This window comes from Pigmentiphaga soli (assembly GCF_039541095.1).
GTDB lineage: Bacteria > Pseudomonadota > Gammaproteobacteria > Burkholderiales > Burkholderiaceae_B > Pigmentiphaga > Pigmentiphaga soli.
In genome coordinates, this window is the sequence record NZ_BAABFO010000028.1 from 26211 (window position 1) to 45766 (window position 19556).

The window sequence follows — 19556 nt, forward strand, 5'->3', positions numbered from 1 at the left end:
CGCCGGTCCGCGCGCATCGCCCCCTCGAGGGGGGCGGCCGTAGGCCGCGTGGGGGTGGGCTTCCCTTCCGGTCCGCGCGCATCGCCCCCTCGAGGGGGGAGCGGCCGTAGGCCGCGCGGGGGTGGGCTTCCCTTCCGGTCCGCGCGCATCGCCCCCTGGGGGCGCGCGTCAGCGCGTAGGGGGGAGAATATTCTCACAGGGCCGGCCGGTGGCGAAGGCGTCGAGATTGTCCAGCGTCACGGCGGCGATCTCGCGCAGCGCCTCGGCCGTGAAGAAGCCCTGGTGCCCGGTCACCAGCACGTTGGGGAAGGTCATCAGGCGCTGGAACACGTCGTCGTCGATGATGTCGTCGGACCGGTCGCGGAAGAACAGCGAGCTTTCCTGTTCGTAGACGTCGATCGCCAGCGAGCCCAGGTGGCGGGATTTCAGCGCCGCGATCACCGCCTGGGTATCGACCAGCGCCCCGCGCGAGGTGTTGACCAGCATCGCGCCCGACTTCATCGCGGCCAGCGCCCGCGCGTCGATCATGTGGCGCGTGTCTTCGGTCAGCGGGCAGTGCAGGCTGACGATGTCGGCCCGCGCCAGCAATTCGTCGAGCCCGACGTAATCCCCCAGGGTCTTGAATTCCTCCGACGGGAACGGATCGGCGCCCAGCAGCCGGCAGCCGATGCCTTTCAGGATGCGCGCCGTGGCCAGGCCGATCTTGCCCGTGCCGATCAGCCCGACCGACTTGCCGTGCAGCGTCATGCCCAGCAGGCCGTCGAGCGCGAAATTGCCCTCGCGCACGCGGTTGTAGGCGCGGTGGGTGTGGCGGTTCAGCGTCATGATGAGCGCGATGGCGTGCTCGGCCACGGCCTCGGGCGAATAGGCCGGCACGCGCGCCACGAACAGGCCCAGGCGGGCGGCGGCGGCCACGTCGACGTTGTTGAAGCCCGCGCAGCGCAGCAGCACGGCCCGCACGCCGGCACCGGCCAGCGCTTCCAGCACCGGCGCGTCGAGCCGGTCGTTGACGAAGACGCAGACGGCGTCGCAGCCGCGCGCCAGCGCAACGGTTTGCGCCGACAGCGCGGCTTCCTGGTAGTCGAGCTCGAAGCCCTGCGCCGCGCGCAGGCGGTTGGCTTCGTCGAGGAAGAAGCGGTCGTAGCGCTGGGCGCTGAAAACGGCGACTTTCATGGCGGCCTCCGCTAGCCGGGCTGATGCCCTGAATGTACCTCAAGGCTAGCCCACCCCTACGCGCTTCGCGCGCCCCTCAAGGGGCGACGCTGGCGGACCGGCGGAGCCGGAGCCGCGGCGTCCTGGATGGGGGGCGCCAAGTGGAGCCGTGAGCTCTTGCGCGGTGCAACATGTTATTGACGCATGTCAAATCGCCGCGCACCATGCGATGGACAATATCCGCAGTCAGGGGCGCGCCGCCGTCCCGCCGCGGAGCGCCCGCGGTCTTCTCCGAGGCCTTTCGATGACCCTTGAATCTTCGCCCGCCGACGGCTTCGCGGCCAGGATAGACCTCGGCACGCGCGCGCTGCTGGCGCGCCTGACCGCATCGATGTCGCCCCAGGCCCTGGCGCTGGCCTGGCTCGACTGGGCCTCGCACCTGGCCGTGTCGCCGGGCAAGGGCCTGCAGGTGGGCCTGCAGGCCGCCTGCCAGGCGGCCCAGCTGGTCGGCTACCGCTGGGCCGCATTGGCCGCCCCGACGCAGGCCGTGCCGCCGGTAACCGACCGCCGCTTCGCCGATCCGGCCTGGCGCCAATGGCCGTTCAACCTGCTGCACCAGTCCTTCCTGCTGCACGAACGACTGTGGGACGGCGCCACCCACGGCGTGCGCGGGGTGGAGCCGCACCATGAACAGCTGGTCGCCTTCTTCGCCCGCCAGTGGCTCGACATGCTGTCGCCCGGCAATTTCGGTCCCACCAACCCGGTGGTGCTGCGGCGCACGATGGAGGAGGCCGGCAACAACCTGTGGCGCGGCCACCTGAACCTGGTCGAAGACGCCCGCCGCCTGCTGGCCGGCGAGCCGCCGGCCGGCGCCGAGAATTTCGTGCCCGGCCGCGAAGTGGCCGTCACGCCCGGCAAGGTGGTGCTGCGCAACCGCGTGATGGAACTGATCCAGTACGCGCCGGCCGCGGCCGGCGCGCAGGTGCACCCCGAGCCGCTGCTGGTCGTGCCGGCCTGGATCATGAAGTACTACATCCTCGACCTGTCGCCGCACAACTCGCTGATCCGCTACCTGGTGGCGCAGGGCCGCACGGTATTCTGCATTTCGTGGAAGAACCCCGGCGAGGCCGAGCGCGACCTGGGCATGGACGACTACCTGGAAGAGGGCTTCCATGCGGCGCTGGACGCCGTCAACGCCATCGTGCCGCAGCAGCCGGTGCATGCGGTGGGCTATTGCCTGGGCGGCACGCTGCTGGCGATCGCCGCCGCCGCGATGGCGCGCGACGGCGACCACCGGCTGGCCACGATGACGCTGTTCGCGGCGCAGACCGATTTCGCCGAACCGGGCGAACTGGGACTGTTCATCGACGAAAGCGAAGTATCGCTGCTCGAGGCCCAGATGGCGCGCACCGGCTACCTGACCGCCGGCCAGATGGCGGGCGCCTTCCAGATGCTGCGTTCCTACGACCTGCTGTGGTCGCGCCTGGTGGGCGACTACCTGTTGGGCGAACGGCCGGCGATGAACGACCTGATGGCCTGGAACGCCGACGCCACCCGCATGCCGGCGAAGATGCACGGCCAGTACCTGCGGCGGCTGTTCCTCCACGACGACCTGGCGCAGGGCCGCTATCCGGTGCGCGGCCGCCCGGTGGCCCTGGCCGACCTCACGCTGCCGGTGTTCATGGTGGGCACCGAGACCGACCACGTCGCGCCCTGGCGCTCCGTGTTCAAGCTGCAATACCAGACCCTGGCCGAGATCACCTTCGTGCTGACCAGCGGCGGCCACAACGCCGGCATCGTCAGCGAGCCGGGCCATCCGCGCCGCCACTACCGCCTGCTCACGCACCCGGCCGGCGCGCCCTACGTGGCGCCGGAAGAATGGCTCGGCCTGGCGCCGGTGGCCGAAGGTTCCTGGTGGCCCGAGTGGGTGCAATGGCTGCGGCAGCGCTCTGCCGATCCTGGCGCGCCGCCCCGCATGGGCGCGCCGCGCCGCGGCTACCCTGTGCTCGGCGACGCGCCGGGCCGATACGTGCTGGAGAAGTGACCATGGACGCGTCGACGCTGCAGGGCAAGAAGGGACTGGTGGTCGGCATCGCCAACGACGAAAGCATCGCCTGGGGCTGCGCCCGGGCTTTCCGCGCGGCCGGCGCCGAACTGGCCGTCACCTGGCTCAACGACAAGGCGCGGCCGTACGTGGAGCCGCTGGCCGAAGCCGTGCAGGCCCCGATCCGCCTGCCGCTCGACGTCGAACGGGAAGGCCAGCTGGAGGCGGTGTTCGACGCCGTCGCCAGGCAGTGGGGACGGCTCGACTTCGCGCTCCATTCGATCGCCTATGCGCCCAGGGAAGACCTGCAGCGGCGCGTGGTCGACACCTCGGCCGCCGGCTTCGCCCGCGCGATGGATGTGTCCTGCCATTCCTTCATCCGCATGGCCCGGCTGGCCGAGCCGCTGATGCAGGGCGGCGGCAGCCTGATGACGATGAGCTACCTGGGCGCCGAAGAGGTCATCGACGACTACGGCCTGATGGGGCCGGTCAAGGCGGCGCTCGAATCCACGGTGCGCTACCTGGCCGCCGAGCTTGGCCCGGCCGGCATCCGCGTCAACGCGGTGTCGCCCGGGCCGGTGGCCACCCGGGCGGCCTCGGGCATCGCCCATTTCGACCGGCTGCTGGCCGACAGCCAGCGCCGGGCGCCGATGCGGCGGCCGCTGTCGATCGACGACGTCGGCCCCCTGTGCGCCTTTCTGGCGAGCGATGCGGCCGGCGCCATCACCGGCGGCACGCTGTACGTCGACTGCGGCTATCACGTGCTCAATTGACGCCCCCGGCCGCCCACTATCAGGAGAACATCATGAGCAACCCCAGCGATCTGCCCCTGGCCCTGCACAAGGCCAACATGGAATTCGTGCTGCGCACCGCCGGCCTGATGCAGGACAGCGTGCGCCAATGGTTCGACCTGGGCGCCAAGGTGGTCGACGCCCGCTGCGCCGAATCGAAATCGTGCGCCGAGCGGCTGACCCGGATCCACGACTGGCCCTCGTTCGCCACCCTGTCCGGCGAATCGGCGCGCGGCGTGTTCCAGCAGCGGCTCGGCGACGGCCAGGCGGCGGCGCAGGTGGCCATCGCCAGCCAGGCCGCCTTCGCCTCCGGCCTGCAGGACGCCTTCCAGGCCTGGCAGAAGGACACGGCGCAGGCCTTCGGCGGCAACGGCGAGGTGGCGCCCTTCAACACCGCCTTCGGCGACTTCCTGCGCCAGGCCGGCATGCTGCCGGCCGACGCCGCCGACGGCGCGAAAAAGGGGGCCGCCCGTGCCAAGTAGCGGCGGCGAGCCGGCGGCGGTTCCGGCGCTGCAGATGATCCGCAACAAGGTCTTCGATGAAATCGCCGTCGGCGACAGCGCCACCATCGAACGCACGCTGAGCGTCGAAGACATCCAGCTGTTCGCCATCCTGTCGGGCGACGTCAACCCGCAGCACGTCGACCCGGAATTCGCCGCCTCGTCGCGTTTCCACGGCGTGATCGCGCACGGCATGTGGGGCGCGGCGCTGATCTCGGCGGTGCTGGGCACGCGGCTGCCGGGCCCGGGCACCATCTACCTCAGCCAGACGCTGCGCTTCCTGCGGCCGGTGCGGGTGGGCGATACGCTTGCCATCGGCGTCACGGTCACCGATCGCGACCCCGCCCGCAAGCGGCTGAAGCTGGCCTGCCGCTGCGTCAACCAGGACGGCACCGATGTCATCGAGGGCGAGGCCGAGGTGGTGGCGCCCACCGAGCGGGTGGAGCGGCCGCGCGCCACGCTGCCCGAGGTCAGGCTGGACGTGGGCGGCGACGGGCTGCAGCGCCTGCTGGCGCACGTGCGGCCGCTGGGCGCGATCCGCGTGGCGGTGGCGCATCCTTGCGACGCCGCCAGCCTGTCGGCCGCGCTCGACGCGCGCGCCGCCGGGCTGATCGAGCCGGTGCTGGTGGCGCCGCGCGCCAAGCTGGAGGCGGTCGCCGCGCAGGAAGGGCTGGACCTGTCCGGCCTGGAGATCGAAGACGTGCCGCACAGCCATGCGGCGGCGGCGCGCGCGGTCGAGCTGGCCGGGCTGGGGCGGGTGGAGGCGTTGATGAAGGGCAGCCTGCACACCGACGAACTGCTGCACGCGGTGGTGCCGGCCGCGGCCGGCCTGCGCACCAAGCGGCGGCTGAGCCATTGCTTTCTGATGCAGACGCCGGCCTATCCGCGGCCGTTCATCGTCACCGACGCCGCCGTCAACATCGCGCCCACGCTGGACGAAAAGGCCGACATCGTGCGCAACGCGATCGAGCTCGCGCACGTGATCGGCGTGGCGCGGCCGCGGGTGGCGATCCTGGCCGCGGTCGAGACCGTCAGCCCGTCGATGCCGGCCACGCTCGACGCCGCCGCGCTGTGCAAGATGGCCGACCGCGGCCAGATCGCCGGCGCCGTGCTCGACGGTCCGCTGGCCTTCGACAACGCCGTGTCGGCCGCGGCTGCGCGCATCAAGGGCATCGAATCGCCGGTGGCCGGCCAGGCCGACATCCTGGTGGTGCCCGACCTGGAAAGCGGCAACATCCTGGCCAAGCAGCTCGAATACATGGGCCACGCCGCCAGCGCCGGCATCGTGCTGGGCGCCCGCCTGCCCATCATCCTGACCAGCCGCGCCGACTCGCGCGAGGCCCGCATCGCCTCCTGCGCGCTGGCGGTGATGGTGGCCCACAGCTACCGGACGTCGCCGCCATGAACCGTACCGAAGACCTGATCCTGGTCCTGAACTGCGGTTCGTCCAGCATCAAGTTCGCGCTGTACGACGCCGGCGCCGAGCCGCTGCCGCGCCGGCCGGCGTGGAACGGCAAGGTCGACGGCATCGGCGGCCCGCAGTCCAGCTTCGGCGAAACCGGCGTCGAGCCGGGCCTGGTGGCGCTCGACGCCGGACAGCCCTATCACGCCGCGCTGGGCCACATCCGCGAACGCATCGTCGCCCGCCTGGGCGGCCGCCGCATCGCCGCCGTCGCCCACCGCGTGGTGCACGGCGGCAGCAAGTATTCGGCGCCGGTGCGGGTCGACGCCGGCGTGCTGGCCGACCTGCGCAGCTACATCCCGCTGGCGCCGCTGCACCAGCCGTTCGCGCTCGAGGCGATGGACGTGCTGCTGGCCGAACGGCCCGACCTGCCGCAGGTGGCGTGCTTCGACACCGCCTTCCACCACACGCTGCCGGACGTCGAACGCATGCTGCCGCTGTCGTGGGCGGCCTGGGAGCGCGGCGTGCGGCGCTACGGCTTCCACGGCCTGTCGTACGAATACATGTCGGTCGCGCTGGCCGAACGCTACGGCGACGCGGCCCGCGGCCGCACCATCGTCGCCCACCTGGGCAGCGGCGCCAGCCTGTGCGCCATGCGCGAACTGCGCAGCGTGGCCACCACGATGGGCTTTTCGGCGCTGGACGGGCTGATGATGGGCACCCGCTGCGGCGCGCTCGATCCGGGGGCCGTGATCTACCTGATGGAAATCGAGCGCCTCACGCTGGAGCAGGTCGGGCATGCGCTGTACCACGAGTCCGGCCTGCTCGGCATCTCGGGCCTGTCGTCCGACCCGCGCGTGCTGCTGCAACACGAAGACGACCCGCGCGTGCGCGCCGCGCTCGACCTGTACGTGCGCCGCATCGTGCGCGAGATCGGCGCCCTGGCCGCCGTGCTGGGCGGCGTCGACCTGCTGGTCTTCACGGCCGGCATCGGCGAGCACAACGACGAAATCCGGCGCCGGGTGTGCGCGGCGCTGGCCTACCTCGGCCTGGTGCTCGACGACGCGGCCAACGCCGCGCATGGCCCGGTCATTTCCGCGCCGGGCAGCCGGCCGATGGCGGCGGTGGAACCCACCAACGAGGAATGGGTGGCGGCGCGCCACGCGCGGGAGGCGATCGCGGCGGGCTGAGCGGCCGGGGGAAGGCGCCGCCGGCCCAGGCCGCGGCCCTCAGCGCAGCCGGTAGTGCCGGTCGGGCTGCGTCGGCGCCGGCAGCGGGCCGGCGTCGACGCCTTCGAGCAGCATGCGCTCGATATTGACCGCCAGCGCCTCCAGCGGCAGGTCGTTCGGCTCCTCGCCGAACGGGTTCTCCAGCTCGCTGGCGATGGCGTCCAGCGCCATGAAGGCATAGGCGATGAACACCGCGATCACCGGCGTCATGCCGCCGATGCTGTCGACCAGCCCGAAAGGCAGCAGTGCGCAGTAGAAATAGGTGGTCCGGTGCAGCAGCACGCTGTAGGCATAGGGAATCGGCGTGCCGGCGATGCGTTCGCAGCCGCCCTGTATCGTGCTGATCGCGTCGAGCTGGCGCTGCCAGGCGTCGAACAGGATGTCGCCGAACCGGCCGGCGCGGCGCCAGCCGTCCAGTTGCCGCTGCGCCTCGAGCACGAGGTATTGCGGCCGGTGGACATGCCGCATGGCCTGCGCGGCCTCTTCGGGCCCCAGCAGGCGCGCCAGCGCCGGCCCCGGGTCGGTGTTGCGCAACTGGCCAGCGCCACGCCGATCAGGCTGAACGGCACGGGATTCAGGTGAAGGTGGAAATCCCCGGCCTGCTGCTTGCCCCACAGCGCGGCCAAGGATAGCAGCAGGATGAGCCCCAGCGGCGCCAGGATCGCCCGCAGCACGGAACCGTGCCAGACGAACAGCATCCTGAACCAGTTGGTTTTCGGGCGGACGATCATGCGCGGAACCGGGCGGGAAGGAGAGGGCGAATTATCCCCGATTCCGGGCGGCGGTTTGGCTTATCATCGCCACAAAGCGCCGACCGTTTCGCCGTTCCCGGCCAGTCGTCGGCGCGCCGTCCGATTCCCACCGCAAGGCGACGTCCCATGATCCGCAGCATGACCGCATTCGGCGCAGCCCGCGCCGACACCGACTTCGGGTCGGTTTCCCTGGAATTCCGGAGCGTCAACAGCCGCTTCCTCGACCTGCATTTCCGCATGCCGGACGAGCTGCGCCACATGGAGGCGCCGCTGCGCGAGCTGCTGACGCGCTCGGTGGCGCGCGGCAAGATCGAGGTGCGGGTCGGCCTGCAGCGCCGCGTGCGCACCGACCCCGACGCCGTCAACATCGCCGCGCTCGAGCAGGCCGCCCGCCTGTACGAACGGGTGCGCACGGTATTCCCCGACACCGCGCCGCCGCGGCTGGCGGAACTGCTGGCCTGGCCCGGCGTGCAGGGCGCCGAGGAATCGGAAGACACCTGGCGCGACGCCGTGATGGCCGCAGCCGCCGACGCCCTGGCCCAGATGCAGGAAGCGCGTGACCGCGAAGGCCAGCGCCTGGCCGCCATGATCGCCGATCGCGCCAGCGCCGTGGCCGCCGTCGTGACCGAGGTCGAGCAGCGCATGCCCCAGCTGCTGCAGGAATACCGCGAACGCCTCGCCCGCAAGCTGCGCGACACGGTCGAGGCCGCGTTTCCCGGCGGCTTCCAGAACATCAGCGGCGCCGAACTGTCGGAACGGCTGGCGCACGAAACCACGCTGTTCGGCCTGCGCGTGGACGTGGCCGAGGAACTGTCGCGGCTGCACTCGCACCTGGCCGAGCTCAAGCAGCTCATCGCCGGCGCCCGCTCCGGCAAGCAAGGCGACAAGGGCAGCGCAGGCAAGCGGCTGGACTTCCTGTTTCAGGAAATGAACCGCGAAGCGAACACGCTGGGGTCGAAGGCGGGCGGGCTGGAAGTTACGCGCGCGGCGATGGATCTGAAGCTGCTGATCGAGCAGATGCGGGAGCAGGCGCAGAATATCGAGTAATGCGTATACAGCAACTGGTACCCCGACTGCCTGCTCAGGGCGCGCGCCTGGCAAGCACTTCGTCGCGCGGACCGGCGTCGACCACGCGGCCAGCCTCCACCACGACGACCGTATCGAACCGTTCGAGCAGGCTCGGCCGATGCACCGACGCGACGATGCAGGCCGACGGGAAGGCCGCGTACATGCGGTCGAACACCCGGCCTTCGGCCTGCGGGTCGAGCGCGCTGGTCGGTTCGTCCAGCAGCACCAGCGAGCTTCCCTGCGCCGCCAGCGCGCCGCGGGCCAGCGCCAGCCGCTGCCGCTGACCGCCGGAGAGGTTGCCGCCGCGTTCGTTGACGGCGCTGGCCAGGCCTTCGGGCATGCGCTGCAGCACCTCGTCGAACACGCCCGCATGCACCGCGGACTGCATCGCCGCCGCGTCGGCCGGCTCGCCGAAAGTAAGGTTCTCTTCCACGCTGGCCTCGAACACCTCGGCCTCCTGCGGGATCAGCGTGGCCAGCGTGCGCAGCCCGGCCCAGTCCATCGGCGCGCCGTCGCGCAGCAGTTCGCCCTGCTGCGGCAGGTAGAGGCCCGCGAGCATGCGCAGCAGCGTGCTCTTGCCGCCGCCGCTCGGGCCGATCAGCGCCACGCGCGCCCCGCGTCGCAACAGCAGGTCGACGCCATGCAGGCCGCCGCGCGCGTCGTCGGCGTAGCGCCAGGCGGCGCCGCGCAGCTCCAGCGTCTGCCAGGGCGCGTCGGGCACCACGGCGGGCACGGCGGCGTCGGGGTCGCCAGGGGCATCCCAGATCGGCTCGGCGCTGCCGTAGTCGGTATGCATGCGCGCGAAGCTCTGGAAATTCGTGGCCATCGCGCCGACCACCGACGCGGCCTGCTGGGCGTACTGGTAGATCATGAAGACGGTGCCCAGCAGCACCGCCTGCCCCGGCTGGCGCGATTGCAGCACGTAGACCACCACCAGGATCCAGGTGAGCCCCATGCCGAGCAGGTCCACGGCGAACCATTTGCCTTCGTTGACCATGACCGTGCGGCGCAGCGGCACCATCACCGCTTCCATGCGGCGGCCGAGCACCTTGCGCGAGGCGGCCTGCAGGCGCAGGCCGATCACCGTGCCGGCGTTGCCGACGAAGTCGAGCAGGGCGGCGGCATAGCGGCGCTCGGCGTCGTTCTCGGCGCGGGCCAGCTGCATCAGCGCGCGGTCGAAGCGCAGGATGATGAGGGCAATGATCACGTAGCCGCTTATCGCGATCGCGCCGCTGGTGCGCGACAGCAAGGCCAGCGCGACCAGGGGGCCGACGAAGTTGAAGGCGCTTTGCAGATAGCCGAACTGGTTCTGGGCGAAGTCCGACAGCGCGCGGCTGGACTGCACCACGCGGTGCTGCAGCTCGCCCGAATGCCTGCCGTCGCGCCAGGCCAGCGGCGCCGCGGCGATGCGCGCGTAGAGCTGGTCGGCCAGGCGCGTGCGCACCTGCACGCCCACGTTGCGTTCCAGTATCCGCCCCGGGCCGTGGAGCAGCCACGACAGCAGGTAGATGCCGACCAGGTAGACGATCCAGTGGCCGGCCGTCGCCATGCTGCCCTGCTGCAAGGCGTTGATCGCCTGCGCGGCCAGCCAGGGCATGGTCAGCCGCAGCAGTTGCGCCGCCGACAGCAGGCCGGCAGCGCCGAGCATGTGGGCCCGCACGCCGAGGGCATGGCGCCAGAGCGCCCGATAGAGGTCGCGCGCCGCGCTGCCGAGGCCGATGGCGGGCGGACGGGGAGAGGAAGCGGATGTCGTCACGAGGAAGGCTGTCTGGTTCGATTCAATAGAGGGTTCGGCGGCGGGTATCCGAAGCTGCCGGCGGGGGCCGGCCTCAGCTTATGACTCGCCCGAGAATAAGCAAATGACTCGAAGTCGATAACTTTGAGCATGAAAATGCGTACCCTTGGACTTGTCGCCATCGATAAGGCTGCCCAGAATGTGTGCGCAAATGTTTTCGAATGGAATGATATTGGAAGGCGGTTGCGTGCACAGGCTCGCTGATTCACCGGTCCGGCGGGAGGCAATGTGAGCGAGGAGCCCGACCGCCGCGTCGTTCTGCGCGCCCGTGGCCTGGCGGCCGGTTATCCAGGCGCCTGCGCCGCGGTGTTCGAAGGCATCGACCTCGATCTGCGCGCCGGCGAAATCGTTGCCGTGCTGGGCGCAAGCGGCGTCGGGAAATCGAGCCTGCTGCGCGTGCTGGCCGGGCTGCAGCCCTTCGCGCGCGGTACGATCGAGATGGACGGCGCGCCGCTGGCCGGCGTGCATCCGCGCGTGGCCGTGGCCTTCCAGGACGCCAGCCTGCTGCCCTGGCTCACGCTGGAGCGCAACGTGGCTTACGGCCTGAATTTCTCGCGCCAGCCGGCAAGCGGTCCCGACGAACGGCGCCGCCGCGTGGACCGCGCCATTGCCGAGGTCGGGCTCGACCACGCGCGCCACTTGCGGCCGGCCCAATTGTCGGGCGGCATGGCGCAGCGCGCGGCACTGGCCCGCTGCCTGGCGCGGCAGCCCAGCGTGCTGCTGCTGGACGAGCCCTTCGGCGCGCTCGACGAGGTCACGCGTGCCGGCATGCAGCAGCTGCTGATAAAGGTCGTGGCCGATTTCCGCGCCGCCACGCTGTTGATCACGCATGATATCGACGAGGCCCTGGCCGTGGCCGACCGAGTGCTGCTGCTGGGCGGTTCGCCCGGCCGCCTCGCGGCGCAGTGGCCGGTGACGCTGCCGCAGCCGCGCGAGAACTGCCTGCACGAACTCGGCGCCTTGCGCGTCGAGGTGCTGACCAGGCTGCGCGATGCCTTGCGGCAGGCGCAGGCGCCCGCCGCCGGTCCCGTTTCCCTCCCTGTCTAGGAAGCCACGCCCATGTGCCTGGAACACGCCTCCCGACGCGACATGCTCAAGCTTGCCACCCTGTTCACCGCCGGTGGCGCATTGCCCTTGCTGACGGCGCTGCAGGCCCGCGCGCAGGCGCAGCCTGACGCCCCCGTGCGCATCGGCTACCTGCCCATCACCGACGCCGCGCCGCTACTGGTGGCCCACAACAACGGCCTGTTCGAGCAGGCCGGCATCAAGGCCGAGAAGCCCACGCTGCTGCGCAGCTGGGCCCAGGTGATCGAGGCCTTCATCTCGGGCCAGGTCAACGTGGTGCACCTGCTGTCGCCGATGACGGTATGGGCGCGCTTCGGCAGCAAGGTGCCGGCCCGGGTGGTGGCCTGGAACCACGTGGACGGCTCGGGCCTGACGGTGGCGCCCGACATCGCCGACGTGCGCGCGCTGGGCGGCAGGACGGTGGCGATCCCGTTCTGGTATTCGATCCACAACGTGATGCTGCAGTACCTGCTGCGCGAGAACGGCCTGACGCCCGTCTCCCGCAAGGGCGCGGCGGCTGGCGCCAACGAGGTCAACCTGGTGGTGATGGCGCCGGCCGACATGCCGCCGGCGCTGGCGCAGAAGCAGATCGCCGGCTACATCGTGGCCGAGCCCTTCAACGCCGCGGCCGAGACGCTGGGCGTGGGCAAGGTGCTGCGCTTCACCGGCGACATCTGGCGCAACCACGCCTGCTGCGTGGTGTTCATGCACGAGCGCGACCTGGAACAGCGGCCGCAGTGGTCGCAGGGCGTGGTCGACGCCGTGGTCAAGGCCCAGCTGTGGATACGCGAGCACCGGGCCGAGACCGCCCGGCTGCTGTCCAAGGAAGGCATCAACCGCTACACGCCGCATACGCTGCCCGCGTTGACCAAGGTACTGGCGCCCCCGGATTCCGACCGCGACACCTACCTGGCCTCGGGCGCCATCCGCCACCGGCAGTGGGACGAGAAGCGCATCGACTTCCAGCCCTATCCCTTCCCCAGCTACACCGAAGAACTGGTGCGCCGCCTGAAGGCGACGATGATCGAAGGGGATCACGGCTTCCTGGCCGGGCTCGATCCGGCGCAGGCCGCGCGCGAGCTGGTCGACGACCGCTACGTCAGGCGCGCCATCGAATCCGTGGGCGGCCTGCAGCGTTTCGGCCTGCCGGCCGGCTATTCCCGCACGGAAACGGTCCAGGCGTGACGGCGCGCAGCCTGCCCGAAGCGCGGAACCGGCGTCCGCCCGCGGCGGCGTCCGCCCGCGTCTCGCGGGCCGTCGCGCCCGCGCCGCTCGCCGCCGCGCCCGGCGGCGAACAGCCCCGTCCCGCCTGGCCGGCGCGCGCCGCCTGGGGCGCGCTGGGGCTGGCCGCCGTGCTGCTCTGCTGGTGGCTGGGCACCGAGGCGCTGCCTGCGCCAGACAGCCTGGCGCGGCGCTTCGGGCCCACGCCCACCTTCGCCAGCGCCTACGATCTGCTGTCCGGCTCCGACCTGCCGCTGCACATCCTGGTCAGCCTGCGGCGCGTGCTGGTGGGTCTGGCGCTGGCGATGGTGATCGGCATTCCGCTGGGCCTGGCGGTGGGCAGCTGGCGCCGGCTGGAGGCCGCGCTGTCGCCGGCCATGCAGTTCCTGCGCATGATCTCGCCGCTATCGTGGATGCCGATCGCCGTGATGGTGTTCGGCGTGGGCGACGATCCGGTCTACTTCCTGCTGACCTTCGCCGCCGTCTGGCCCATCCTGCTGAACACTGCCGCCGGCGTGCAGCAGCTCGACGCGCGCTGGCTGCTGCTGGCGCGCAGCGTGTCGGCCACGCGCTGGGAGACCTTGCGCACCGTGGTGCTGCCCGGCGTGCTGGGCCATGTGCTGACGGGCGTGCGGCTGGCCATCGGCATCCTGTGGATCGTGCTGGTGCCGTGCGAGATGCTGGGCGTATCGGCGGGCATGGGGTATTTCATTCTCGACACGCGCGACCGGCTGGCGTACTCGGAGTTGATGGCGATGGTGCTGCTGATCGGGGCGCTGGGCTTCCTGCTTGATGCGGCGGCGCGTTCGCTGTACCGGCTCTGGCGAGGGTAGGCGCGCCCGGGGCAGGGCGCTCAGCCCTGGCGCATCCGCCGCCAGGCCGACGGCGACTCGCCCATGATCCGCATGAACAGCCGGCTGAACGCCGCCTGCGACTGGTAGCCGACGCGCTCGGCGGTTTCGGCGATGCCCGCGCCGCGCGCAAGGATATGCGCGGCCAGCCGGATGCGCAGCTGCTGCACCAGCTGCGCGGGCGTGGTCGCGCTGAGCAGGGTGAAACGGCGATGGAAGGTGGCGGCCGACATGTGCACCAGCCGGGCCATCCGCTCCAGGGTCCACGGCTGCGCCGGATCGGCCAGGATGGCCTGCACCACCGAGGCCATGGCGGGGTCGCGCGCCAGGCTCAGCAGGCTGCCCGCCTGCGGATCGTCGGCCACCACCGGGCGCAGCACGTAGAACACGAGCAGGCTGGCCAGGCGGTCCAGCAGCTCCTGGCTGCCCGGGGCATGGGCCGTGGTCTCGTCCAGGATGAGGCCGACCACGGTGCGCGCCGGATCGAAGCGCGCATCGTCCACGCGTATCAGCCAGTGGTCGGGCAGGGCGTCGGACACCAGCTGGCCGATCCGGTTGCGGAACGAGAAGAAGCCGCAGGCCAGCCCCGTGCCTTCCTGCTCGGGCCGGGCCGACAGCGGGATCATCTCGCCCGACTTCGGCGCCAGCAGTGCCGACGGATCGGCATCCGGACTGAGCCGGTGCGCGAGGTCGCGCAGGAAGAACACGCCGTCGCCCGCGCCGAGCCGCTGCGGTTCCTGCTGCGCGATGTGCAGCCAGCATTGCCCTTTCAGCACCAGGTGGAAGCTGGCCTGGCTGGTGCCCGCGGTGCTGGCGGACCAGCTGCCGCAATACTGGCCGACGTGGTAGATCGTCGAGCTGACGTCCAGGCTGGAAAGCAGCACGCTGTCGGGCGCCGCGCCATCGGCGGCGGGCGGGGCAAGGGAAGGGCCGCCGCCCTGCACCGGGGAAATCGCCATGAGAGTGTCGACCGAATAAGCAAATTACCGAAAGTCGATAGTCCTGAGCATGAAAATGCCATGCGGCATCATTGCCGCCGGGGCGGCCGCTATCGACAATGAAGCCCTGATTATCCCTTTCCCGGAGCCCCTCATGGCACGTCTGCCGGTCCGCACCATCGAAAACGCACCGGAGCAGGTCCGCCCGGCGCTGGAAGCCGCCCGCAAGGGGGCGGGCTACCTGTCCAATCTGCTCGGGCTGCTGGCCAATGCGCCGGCGGCGCTGGAAGCGTACCAGACGCTTTCCCAGATCAACGCCAAGTCCGGCCTGAGCCTGGCCGAACGCGAAGTCGTGCAGCTGGCCGCCGCCACGCGGCACGGCTGCACCTTCTGCGTGGCCGGGCACACTGCGCTGGCGCGCAACAAGGCGCGCATCGCCGAAGAGAACGTCGAGGCGCTGCGCGCGCAGGCGCAGCTGCCCGACCCGCGGCTGGCCGCGCTGGCTACCTTCACCCGCGCCGTCATCGAAACCCGCGGGCGCGTGGAAGACGCTCAGCTGCAGGCCTTCCTGGCCGCGGGCTTCACCGAGGCCAATGCGCTGGAAGTGGTGCTGGGCGTGGGCTTGGCCACGATCTGCAACTTCGCCAACAATCTCGGCCAGACGCCGCTCAATCCGGAAATGAAGCCGTTCGAATGGGAACGCCAATGACGCAAGCCTGCGCCGCCGCGCCCGCCGGCCGGACGTCCGGCCACCTGACCCCGCAGCTGGTCGAATGGCTGGACGCCCATGCGGACGCGATCGACACCGGTGAATGCGATCCGGGCGCGGTGCTGCCGCCGCTGGTCGAGGCCGGCGTCTTCCGCTGGGGCGTGCCGGCGCAATGGGACGGCCACGATGGCACCGACATCGGCGACGCGATCGAGGCGGTGGCCGAGCTGGGTTACTACTCGATGGCCTGCGCCTTCGTGGCCTGGGGCCACCGCGTCTTTATCGAATACGTGCTGCACAGCCCCAACCGGGAACTGGCGCAGCGCTGGCTGCCCGCGCTGATGGCGGGCCGGGTCGCCGGCGCCAGCGCGCTGTCGAACGCGATGAAGTTCCTGGGCGGCATCGAGTCGCTGCAGATCACGGCCACGCAGGACGGCGCCGGCTGGCGGCTGGACGGCGCCATGCCCTGGGTCACCAATCTGCGGCCGCAGGGCTTCGTGGTCGCCGCCGCGGTGCGGGCGCCCGACGGCAGGGTGGCCGTCGTGGCCTTGCCGCATGACGTTCCGGGGCTGGAGCGCAGCGCCGATCTGCCGCTGATCGGCCTGCAATCGAGCAATACCGCCGCCATTTCGCTGACGGCCACGCCCGCGGGCGCCGACTGCCTGCTGCATGAAGACGCGCGGGCCTATCTACCGGGACTGCGTCCGTCGTTCGTCGGCATCCAGTGCAGCCTGGCGATCGGCCTGGCCCGCCGGTCGCTGGACGAAGCGCGCCGGGCCGCCGGACGGGGGAACGCCCCGAAGGGCATTCTGGCGGCGCCCCTGGAAGACCTCTCGGCGCGCACCGCGGCGCTGGCCGATGAACTGGTCCAAGGCGTGCGCAGCGGCCGCCTGCGCCAGACGCCGGCGGCGCTGTTCAAGCTGCGGATCGAACTGGCGGACGCTGCGGCCCAGGCCGTGCAGCTGGAATTGCAGGCGGCGGGCGGCGCGGCGTATCTGCGCGGCCGCCAGCCGGGCTTCGCCCGCCGTCTGCGCGAGCTCGCGTTCGTGCCGATCGTGACGCCGAGCCTGGTGCAGCTGCGGGCGGAACTGGCCAGGCACGAGGGCACGTTCTGACAGGTTCCGATACAGATTCCGCCCCGCACCGCGGCCGGCGCGATGGCATGATACCTGCGGGCCGGAGCCGGCCCCTTTTCCTGGGAGGGAGTACGTCATGCTGTCGTTCATCGGAACCTTGATCGTGGGACTCATCGTCGGCCTGATCGCGCGCGCGATCAAGCCGGGCGACGACCGGATGGGCTGGTTGTTGACCATCGTGCTGGGGATCGCCGGCGCGCTGATCGCCGGCTACGTGGGGCGGGCCGTCGGCTGGTACGAGCCGGGCGAGGGCGCCGGCTGGATCGCGTCGGTGATCGGCGCGATCGTGCTGCTCCTCATCTATGGGGCGATCGCCAGGAAGCGCTGAATGCCCGTCAATCGAGCTGGATATCGATGGCTTTCAGGACCTTGGACCATTTGTCCGATTCCGCCTGCACGAAGCGGCCGAATTCTTCGGGCGTGCTGGCGGCCGGCTCGGCGCCGAGCGCGATCAGCCGCTCGCGCAGGTCGGGCGTGCGCAGGATCCGCGTGATGGCCGCGTTCAGCCGGGCGATCACCGGCTGCGGCGTGCCGGCCGGCGCGAACAGGCCGTACCAGGCGCTGGCTGCGTAGCCGGGCACGGTTTCGCCGATCGTCGGCACGTCGGGCAGCGCGCTGGAGCGCTGCGGATTGGCCACGGCAATGGCGCGCAGCCGGCCCTGCTTGACGTAGGGCAGCGCGGTGGCCATGTCGAACGTCATCGAAACCCGCCCGCCCAGCAGATCGGGGATCGCCGGCGCCAGCCCCTTGTAGGGGACGTGCCGGATGTCGATGCCGGCGGTCGACTTGAGCAGCTCGCCGGCCAGGTGCTGCGAAGCGCCCATGCCGCCCGAGGCGTACGACAGCGCGCCGGGATGGGCCTTGGCGTAGGCGATGAGCCCGGCCGTATCGCGGAACGGCAGGTTCGGATCGCACACCAGGAGCAGGGTGCCGCTTGCGGCCATCGTGATCGGCGCGAAGTCCTTGCGCGGATCGTACGGCATCGTCTTGTAAAGAAATGGATTGGTGGCATTGGTGCCGATCGAGCCCATCAGCAGGGTCTGGCCGTCCGGGCGGCTGCGCGCCACGTCGGCTGCGCCGATATTCCCGCCGGCGCCGGTCTTGTTCTCGACGACGATCTGCCAGCCTTCGTTGGCCGCCAGCTTGTCGGCGATCAGGCGGGCCAGGATGTCGGTCAACCCGCCGGCGCCGAACGGCACGACCATGCGGATGGGCCCGCTGGGATAGGCCGGCTGCGCCGAGGCAGGTGCGGTGAGCGAGGCGCATGCGATCACCGCGGCCACGCGCGGCAGAATGCGCAAGAACGAAATCGCCATGAGGTATCTCCTTGTGGATTGCATATCGGTTTTCTATGGCGCCACGCGCCTCCCACGATGCATGAACCCGCGCCCCCCCATCCAGGATGCGGCGGATCCGGCTCCGCCGGTCCGCTCGCATCGCCCCCTGGGGGGGCGCGCGAAGCGCGTAGGGGGGGGCCTAATACGTCCCATCGAGGATCGCGCCGCGCTGCCGCAGGCGTTCGCGCAGCGCCGACACCTCCAGCCGGCGGTAATCGCCGCCGCCGCTGTCGGCCAGCATCGCGGCCGCGGTGCCGGCCGCCTGGCCCATCGCCAGGCACGGCCCCATCACTCGCGCCGAACCGTGGGCGGCCCGGTCCGCCGACAGGCAGCGGCCGGCCAGCGCGACGTTGCGGACGCCTCGCGGCAGCAGGCAACCCCACGGGATGTCGTAGGAGCCGCCGCCGTCGACCGGAATCCGGATCTGGCCCGCGCCATCCTGGTGGATGTCGACGTGATGGCTGCCCTTGCCGATGCCGTCGTCGCGCTTGCGGGCGCGCAGCACGTCCTGCTCGGTCAGCGTCGCGTCGCATACGACGCGCCGGGTTTCGCGGATCCCGATGCGGGGCGCCACCCCGGACAGCGTGGCCGATTCGAAGCCCGGCACCCGGCGGCGCATGAAGCGCATGCAGGTTTCGACCTGTTCGGCCAGCGGCGCCAGGGCCGCGCTGAGCTGCTCGGTGCGCGTGGCGTCGATATTGGCCACCCGCGTCGTGTTCAGGCAGACTTCGCCGCGCGCCGCCGAGGTCGGCTGGATCATGATCAGCGCCGTCGGATACATCTCGCCCGCGGCGATCGCCTCGGCCAGCAGCGGGCCGTCGCCCTTCAGGAAGACCGTGGGCTGGCCCTGGTCGATCACCGCCTTCACGATGTCGCCATCGCTGCGCCCGCCGCGGATCGCTTCGCTCTCGCCCAGCGCGAAGTGTTGCGGGGCGTCGCGCAGGAAGCCCAGCAGCCTGGGCGTATCCACGCCGGCCATGCGGAACATGATCGACAGCGGCTGGAACTGGCCGCCTTCGCCTCCGTTTTCGGCGCGCGCGCCCGCGCGCACGGCCAGGTCGCCGTCGCCCGAAGCGTCGACGAACACCGGCGCCTCGATTCGCGTGCGCCCCCGCTTGTTGAGGACGTGGACCGCGCGGATGAGGCCGTCGTCGGCCTCGGCGTCGTACACGTAGCTGTGCAGCCACAGCCGCACCCCGTGCCGCGCCAGCGTCCTGGCTACCGCGAGTTTCATGATCTCGGGGTCGTAGCAGACGTAGTGGATGAGGCGCCAGTCGTTCAGCGGGCCGATATAGCCGCCCAGCCGCTCGCACTCGTCGAACAACTCCCGCGCCACGCCGCCCACCACCCACTCGCCGCGGGCGTTGAGCGCGCCGTCCACCGCCATGCCGGTAAGCAGCTCGCCGCCCGGCAGCGGGCCGGCCTCCAGCAGCAGCGTGCGGGCGCCTTCGCGCGCCGCGGCAATCGCCGCCGCGATCCCGGCGGCGCCCGCGCCCAGCACGACGACGTCCGAAGGCGGGGCGGCGGTGATCAGTGGAGACATTTCGGCTTCCTATGTTTGGATTG

General features: G+C 71.1%; 18 protein-coding genes and 1 pseudogene. 12 read left to right on the forward strand and 7 right to left on the reverse strand.

The genetic code is table 11. From position 1 onward, the window contains the following. Window positions 1-168 precede the first annotated feature (168 nt). The gene (locus tag ABD927_RS21070) at window positions 169-1173 is read right to left on the reverse strand and encodes a 2-hydroxyacid dehydrogenase (RefSeq protein WP_345251836.1); all 1005 of its coding nucleotides are present in this window, start codon (window positions 1171-1173) and stop codon (window positions 169-171) included. 283 nt (window positions 1174-1456) lie between these two features. On the opposite strand from ABD927_RS21070, the gene ABD927_RS21075 reads away from it, so the two are divergent. The 5 genes from ABD927_RS21075 to ABD927_RS21095 are packed head-to-tail and all read left to right on the forward strand — an operon-like array spanning window position 1457 to window position 7079. Further along, window positions 1457-3196 (forward strand): PHA/PHB synthase family protein, encoded by a 1740-nt coding sequence (locus ABD927_RS21075; protein WP_345251837.1) that lies wholly within the window; start codon window positions 1457-1459, stop codon window positions 3194-3196. Window positions 3197-3198: 2 nt separating this feature from the next. Next, on the forward strand, window positions 3199-3969 hold the full coding sequence (fabI, locus tag ABD927_RS21080) for an enoyl-ACP reductase FabI (protein ID WP_345251838.1): 771 nt from the start codon (window positions 3199-3201) through the stop codon (window positions 3967-3969). A 32-nt stretch (window positions 3970-4001) separates the two neighbouring features. After that, a complete protein-coding gene (locus tag ABD927_RS21085) occupies window positions 4002-4469 on the forward strand; it encodes a phasin family protein (RefSeq protein ID WP_345251839.1) in 468 nt (155 codons plus the stop codon). Window positions 4470-4503: 34 nt separating this feature from the next. Beyond that, complete coding sequence (locus tag ABD927_RS21090; RefSeq protein WP_345251866.1) at window positions 4504-5892, forward strand: bifunctional enoyl-CoA hydratase/phosphate acetyltransferase; 1389 nt, start codon at window positions 4504-4506, stop codon at window positions 5890-5892. Beyond that, complete coding sequence (locus ABD927_RS21095; protein WP_345251840.1) at window positions 5889-7079, forward strand: acetate/propionate family kinase; 1191 nt, start codon at window positions 5889-5891, stop codon at window positions 7077-7079. The genes ABD927_RS21090 and ABD927_RS21095 overlap by 4 nt, the downstream gene beginning before the upstream one ends. A gap of 39 nt (window positions 7080-7118) precedes the next feature. Here ABD927_RS21095 and ABD927_RS21100 read toward each other — a convergent pair whose 3' ends face one another. Further along, window positions 7119-7652: a bestrophin family protein gene (locus ABD927_RS21100; RefSeq protein WP_345251841.1), complete on the reverse strand. Its 534-nt coding sequence runs from the start codon at window positions 7650-7652 to the stop codon at window positions 7119-7121. A gap of 14 nt (window positions 7653-7666) precedes the next feature. Beyond that, window positions 7667-7849 (reverse strand): annotated as a pseudogene (locus tag ABD927_RS21105) (hypothetical protein); the annotation flags it as partial. A gap of 147 nt (window positions 7850-7996) precedes the next feature. On the opposite strand from ABD927_RS21105, the gene ABD927_RS21110 reads away from it, so the two are divergent. Then, complete coding sequence (locus ABD927_RS21110; protein WP_345251842.1) at window positions 7997-8917, forward strand: YicC/YloC family endoribonuclease; 921 nt, start codon at window positions 7997-7999, stop codon at window positions 8915-8917. Window positions 8918-8951: 34 nt separating this feature from the next. On the opposite strand, the gene ABD927_RS21115 is transcribed toward ABD927_RS21110, so the two are convergent. Continuing rightward, window positions 8952-10694: an ATP-binding cassette domain-containing protein gene (locus ABD927_RS21115; RefSeq protein ID WP_345251843.1), complete on the reverse strand. Its 1743-nt coding sequence runs from the start codon at window positions 10692-10694 to the stop codon at window positions 8952-8954. A 267-nt stretch (window positions 10695-10961) separates the two neighbouring features. Here ABD927_RS21115 and ABD927_RS21120 point away from each other — a divergent pair, with 267 nt between their 5' ends. Genes ABD927_RS21120 through ABD927_RS21130 form a run of 3 tightly spaced genes read left to right on the forward strand, consistent with a single transcriptional unit; the run spans window position 10962 to window position 13852 of the window. Further along, window positions 10962-11780: an ABC transporter ATP-binding protein gene (locus tag ABD927_RS21120; protein ID WP_345251844.1), complete on the forward strand. Its 819-nt coding sequence runs from the start codon at window positions 10962-10964 to the stop codon at window positions 11778-11780. Window positions 11781-11792: 12 nt separating this feature from the next. Beyond that, window positions 11793-12983 (forward strand): ABC transporter substrate-binding protein, encoded by a 1191-nt coding sequence (locus tag ABD927_RS21125; protein ID WP_345251845.1) that lies wholly within the window; start codon window positions 11793-11795, stop codon window positions 12981-12983. Beyond that, a complete protein-coding gene (locus ABD927_RS21130; RefSeq protein ID WP_425570326.1) occupies window positions 12980-13852 on the forward strand; it encodes an ABC transporter permease in 873 nt (290 codons plus the stop codon). The genes ABD927_RS21125 and ABD927_RS21130 overlap by 4 nt, the downstream gene beginning before the upstream one ends. Before the next feature lie 20 nt (window positions 13853-13872). Here ABD927_RS21130 and ABD927_RS21135 read toward each other — a convergent pair whose 3' ends face one another. Beyond that, window positions 13873-14829, reverse strand: a complete 957-nt coding sequence (locus tag ABD927_RS21135) for an AraC family transcriptional regulator (RefSeq protein ID WP_345251846.1) — start codon at window positions 14827-14829, stop codon at window positions 13873-13875. A gap of 133 nt (window positions 14830-14962) precedes the next feature. On the opposite strand from ABD927_RS21135, the gene ABD927_RS21140 reads away from it, so the two are divergent. The 3 genes from ABD927_RS21140 (at window position 14963) to ABD927_RS21150 (ending at window position 16981) form a co-directional block, all read left to right on the forward strand. Beyond that, on the forward strand, window positions 14963-15517 hold the full coding sequence (locus ABD927_RS21140; RefSeq protein ID WP_345251847.1) for a carboxymuconolactone decarboxylase family protein: 555 nt from the start codon (window positions 14963-14965) through the stop codon (window positions 15515-15517). After that, window positions 15502-16632, forward strand: a complete 1131-nt coding sequence (locus ABD927_RS21145; RefSeq protein ID WP_425570327.1) for an acyl-CoA dehydrogenase family protein — start codon at window positions 15502-15504, stop codon at window positions 16630-16632. Before ABD927_RS21140 ends, ABD927_RS21145 begins: the two co-directional genes overlap by 16 nt. Window positions 16633-16729: 97 nt before the next feature. Further along, a complete protein-coding gene (locus ABD927_RS21150) occupies window positions 16730-16981 on the forward strand; it encodes a GlsB/YeaQ/YmgE family stress response membrane protein (protein ID WP_345251849.1) in 252 nt (83 codons plus the stop codon). A 7-nt stretch (window positions 16982-16988) separates the two neighbouring features. Here ABD927_RS21150 and ABD927_RS21155 read toward each other — a convergent pair whose 3' ends face one another. Then, window positions 16989-17969: a Bug family tripartite tricarboxylate transporter substrate binding protein gene (locus ABD927_RS21155; protein WP_345251850.1), complete on the reverse strand. Its 981-nt coding sequence runs from the start codon at window positions 17967-17969 to the stop codon at window positions 16989-16991. 160 nt (window positions 17970-18129) lie between these two features. After that, window positions 18130-19533 carry an FAD-dependent oxidoreductase gene (locus ABD927_RS21160; protein WP_345251851.1) on the reverse strand — a complete coding sequence of 468 codons (1404 nt, stop codon included), beginning with the start codon at window positions 19531-19533 and terminating at the stop codon, window positions 18130-18132. Window positions 19534-19556: the final 23 nt, after the last annotated feature.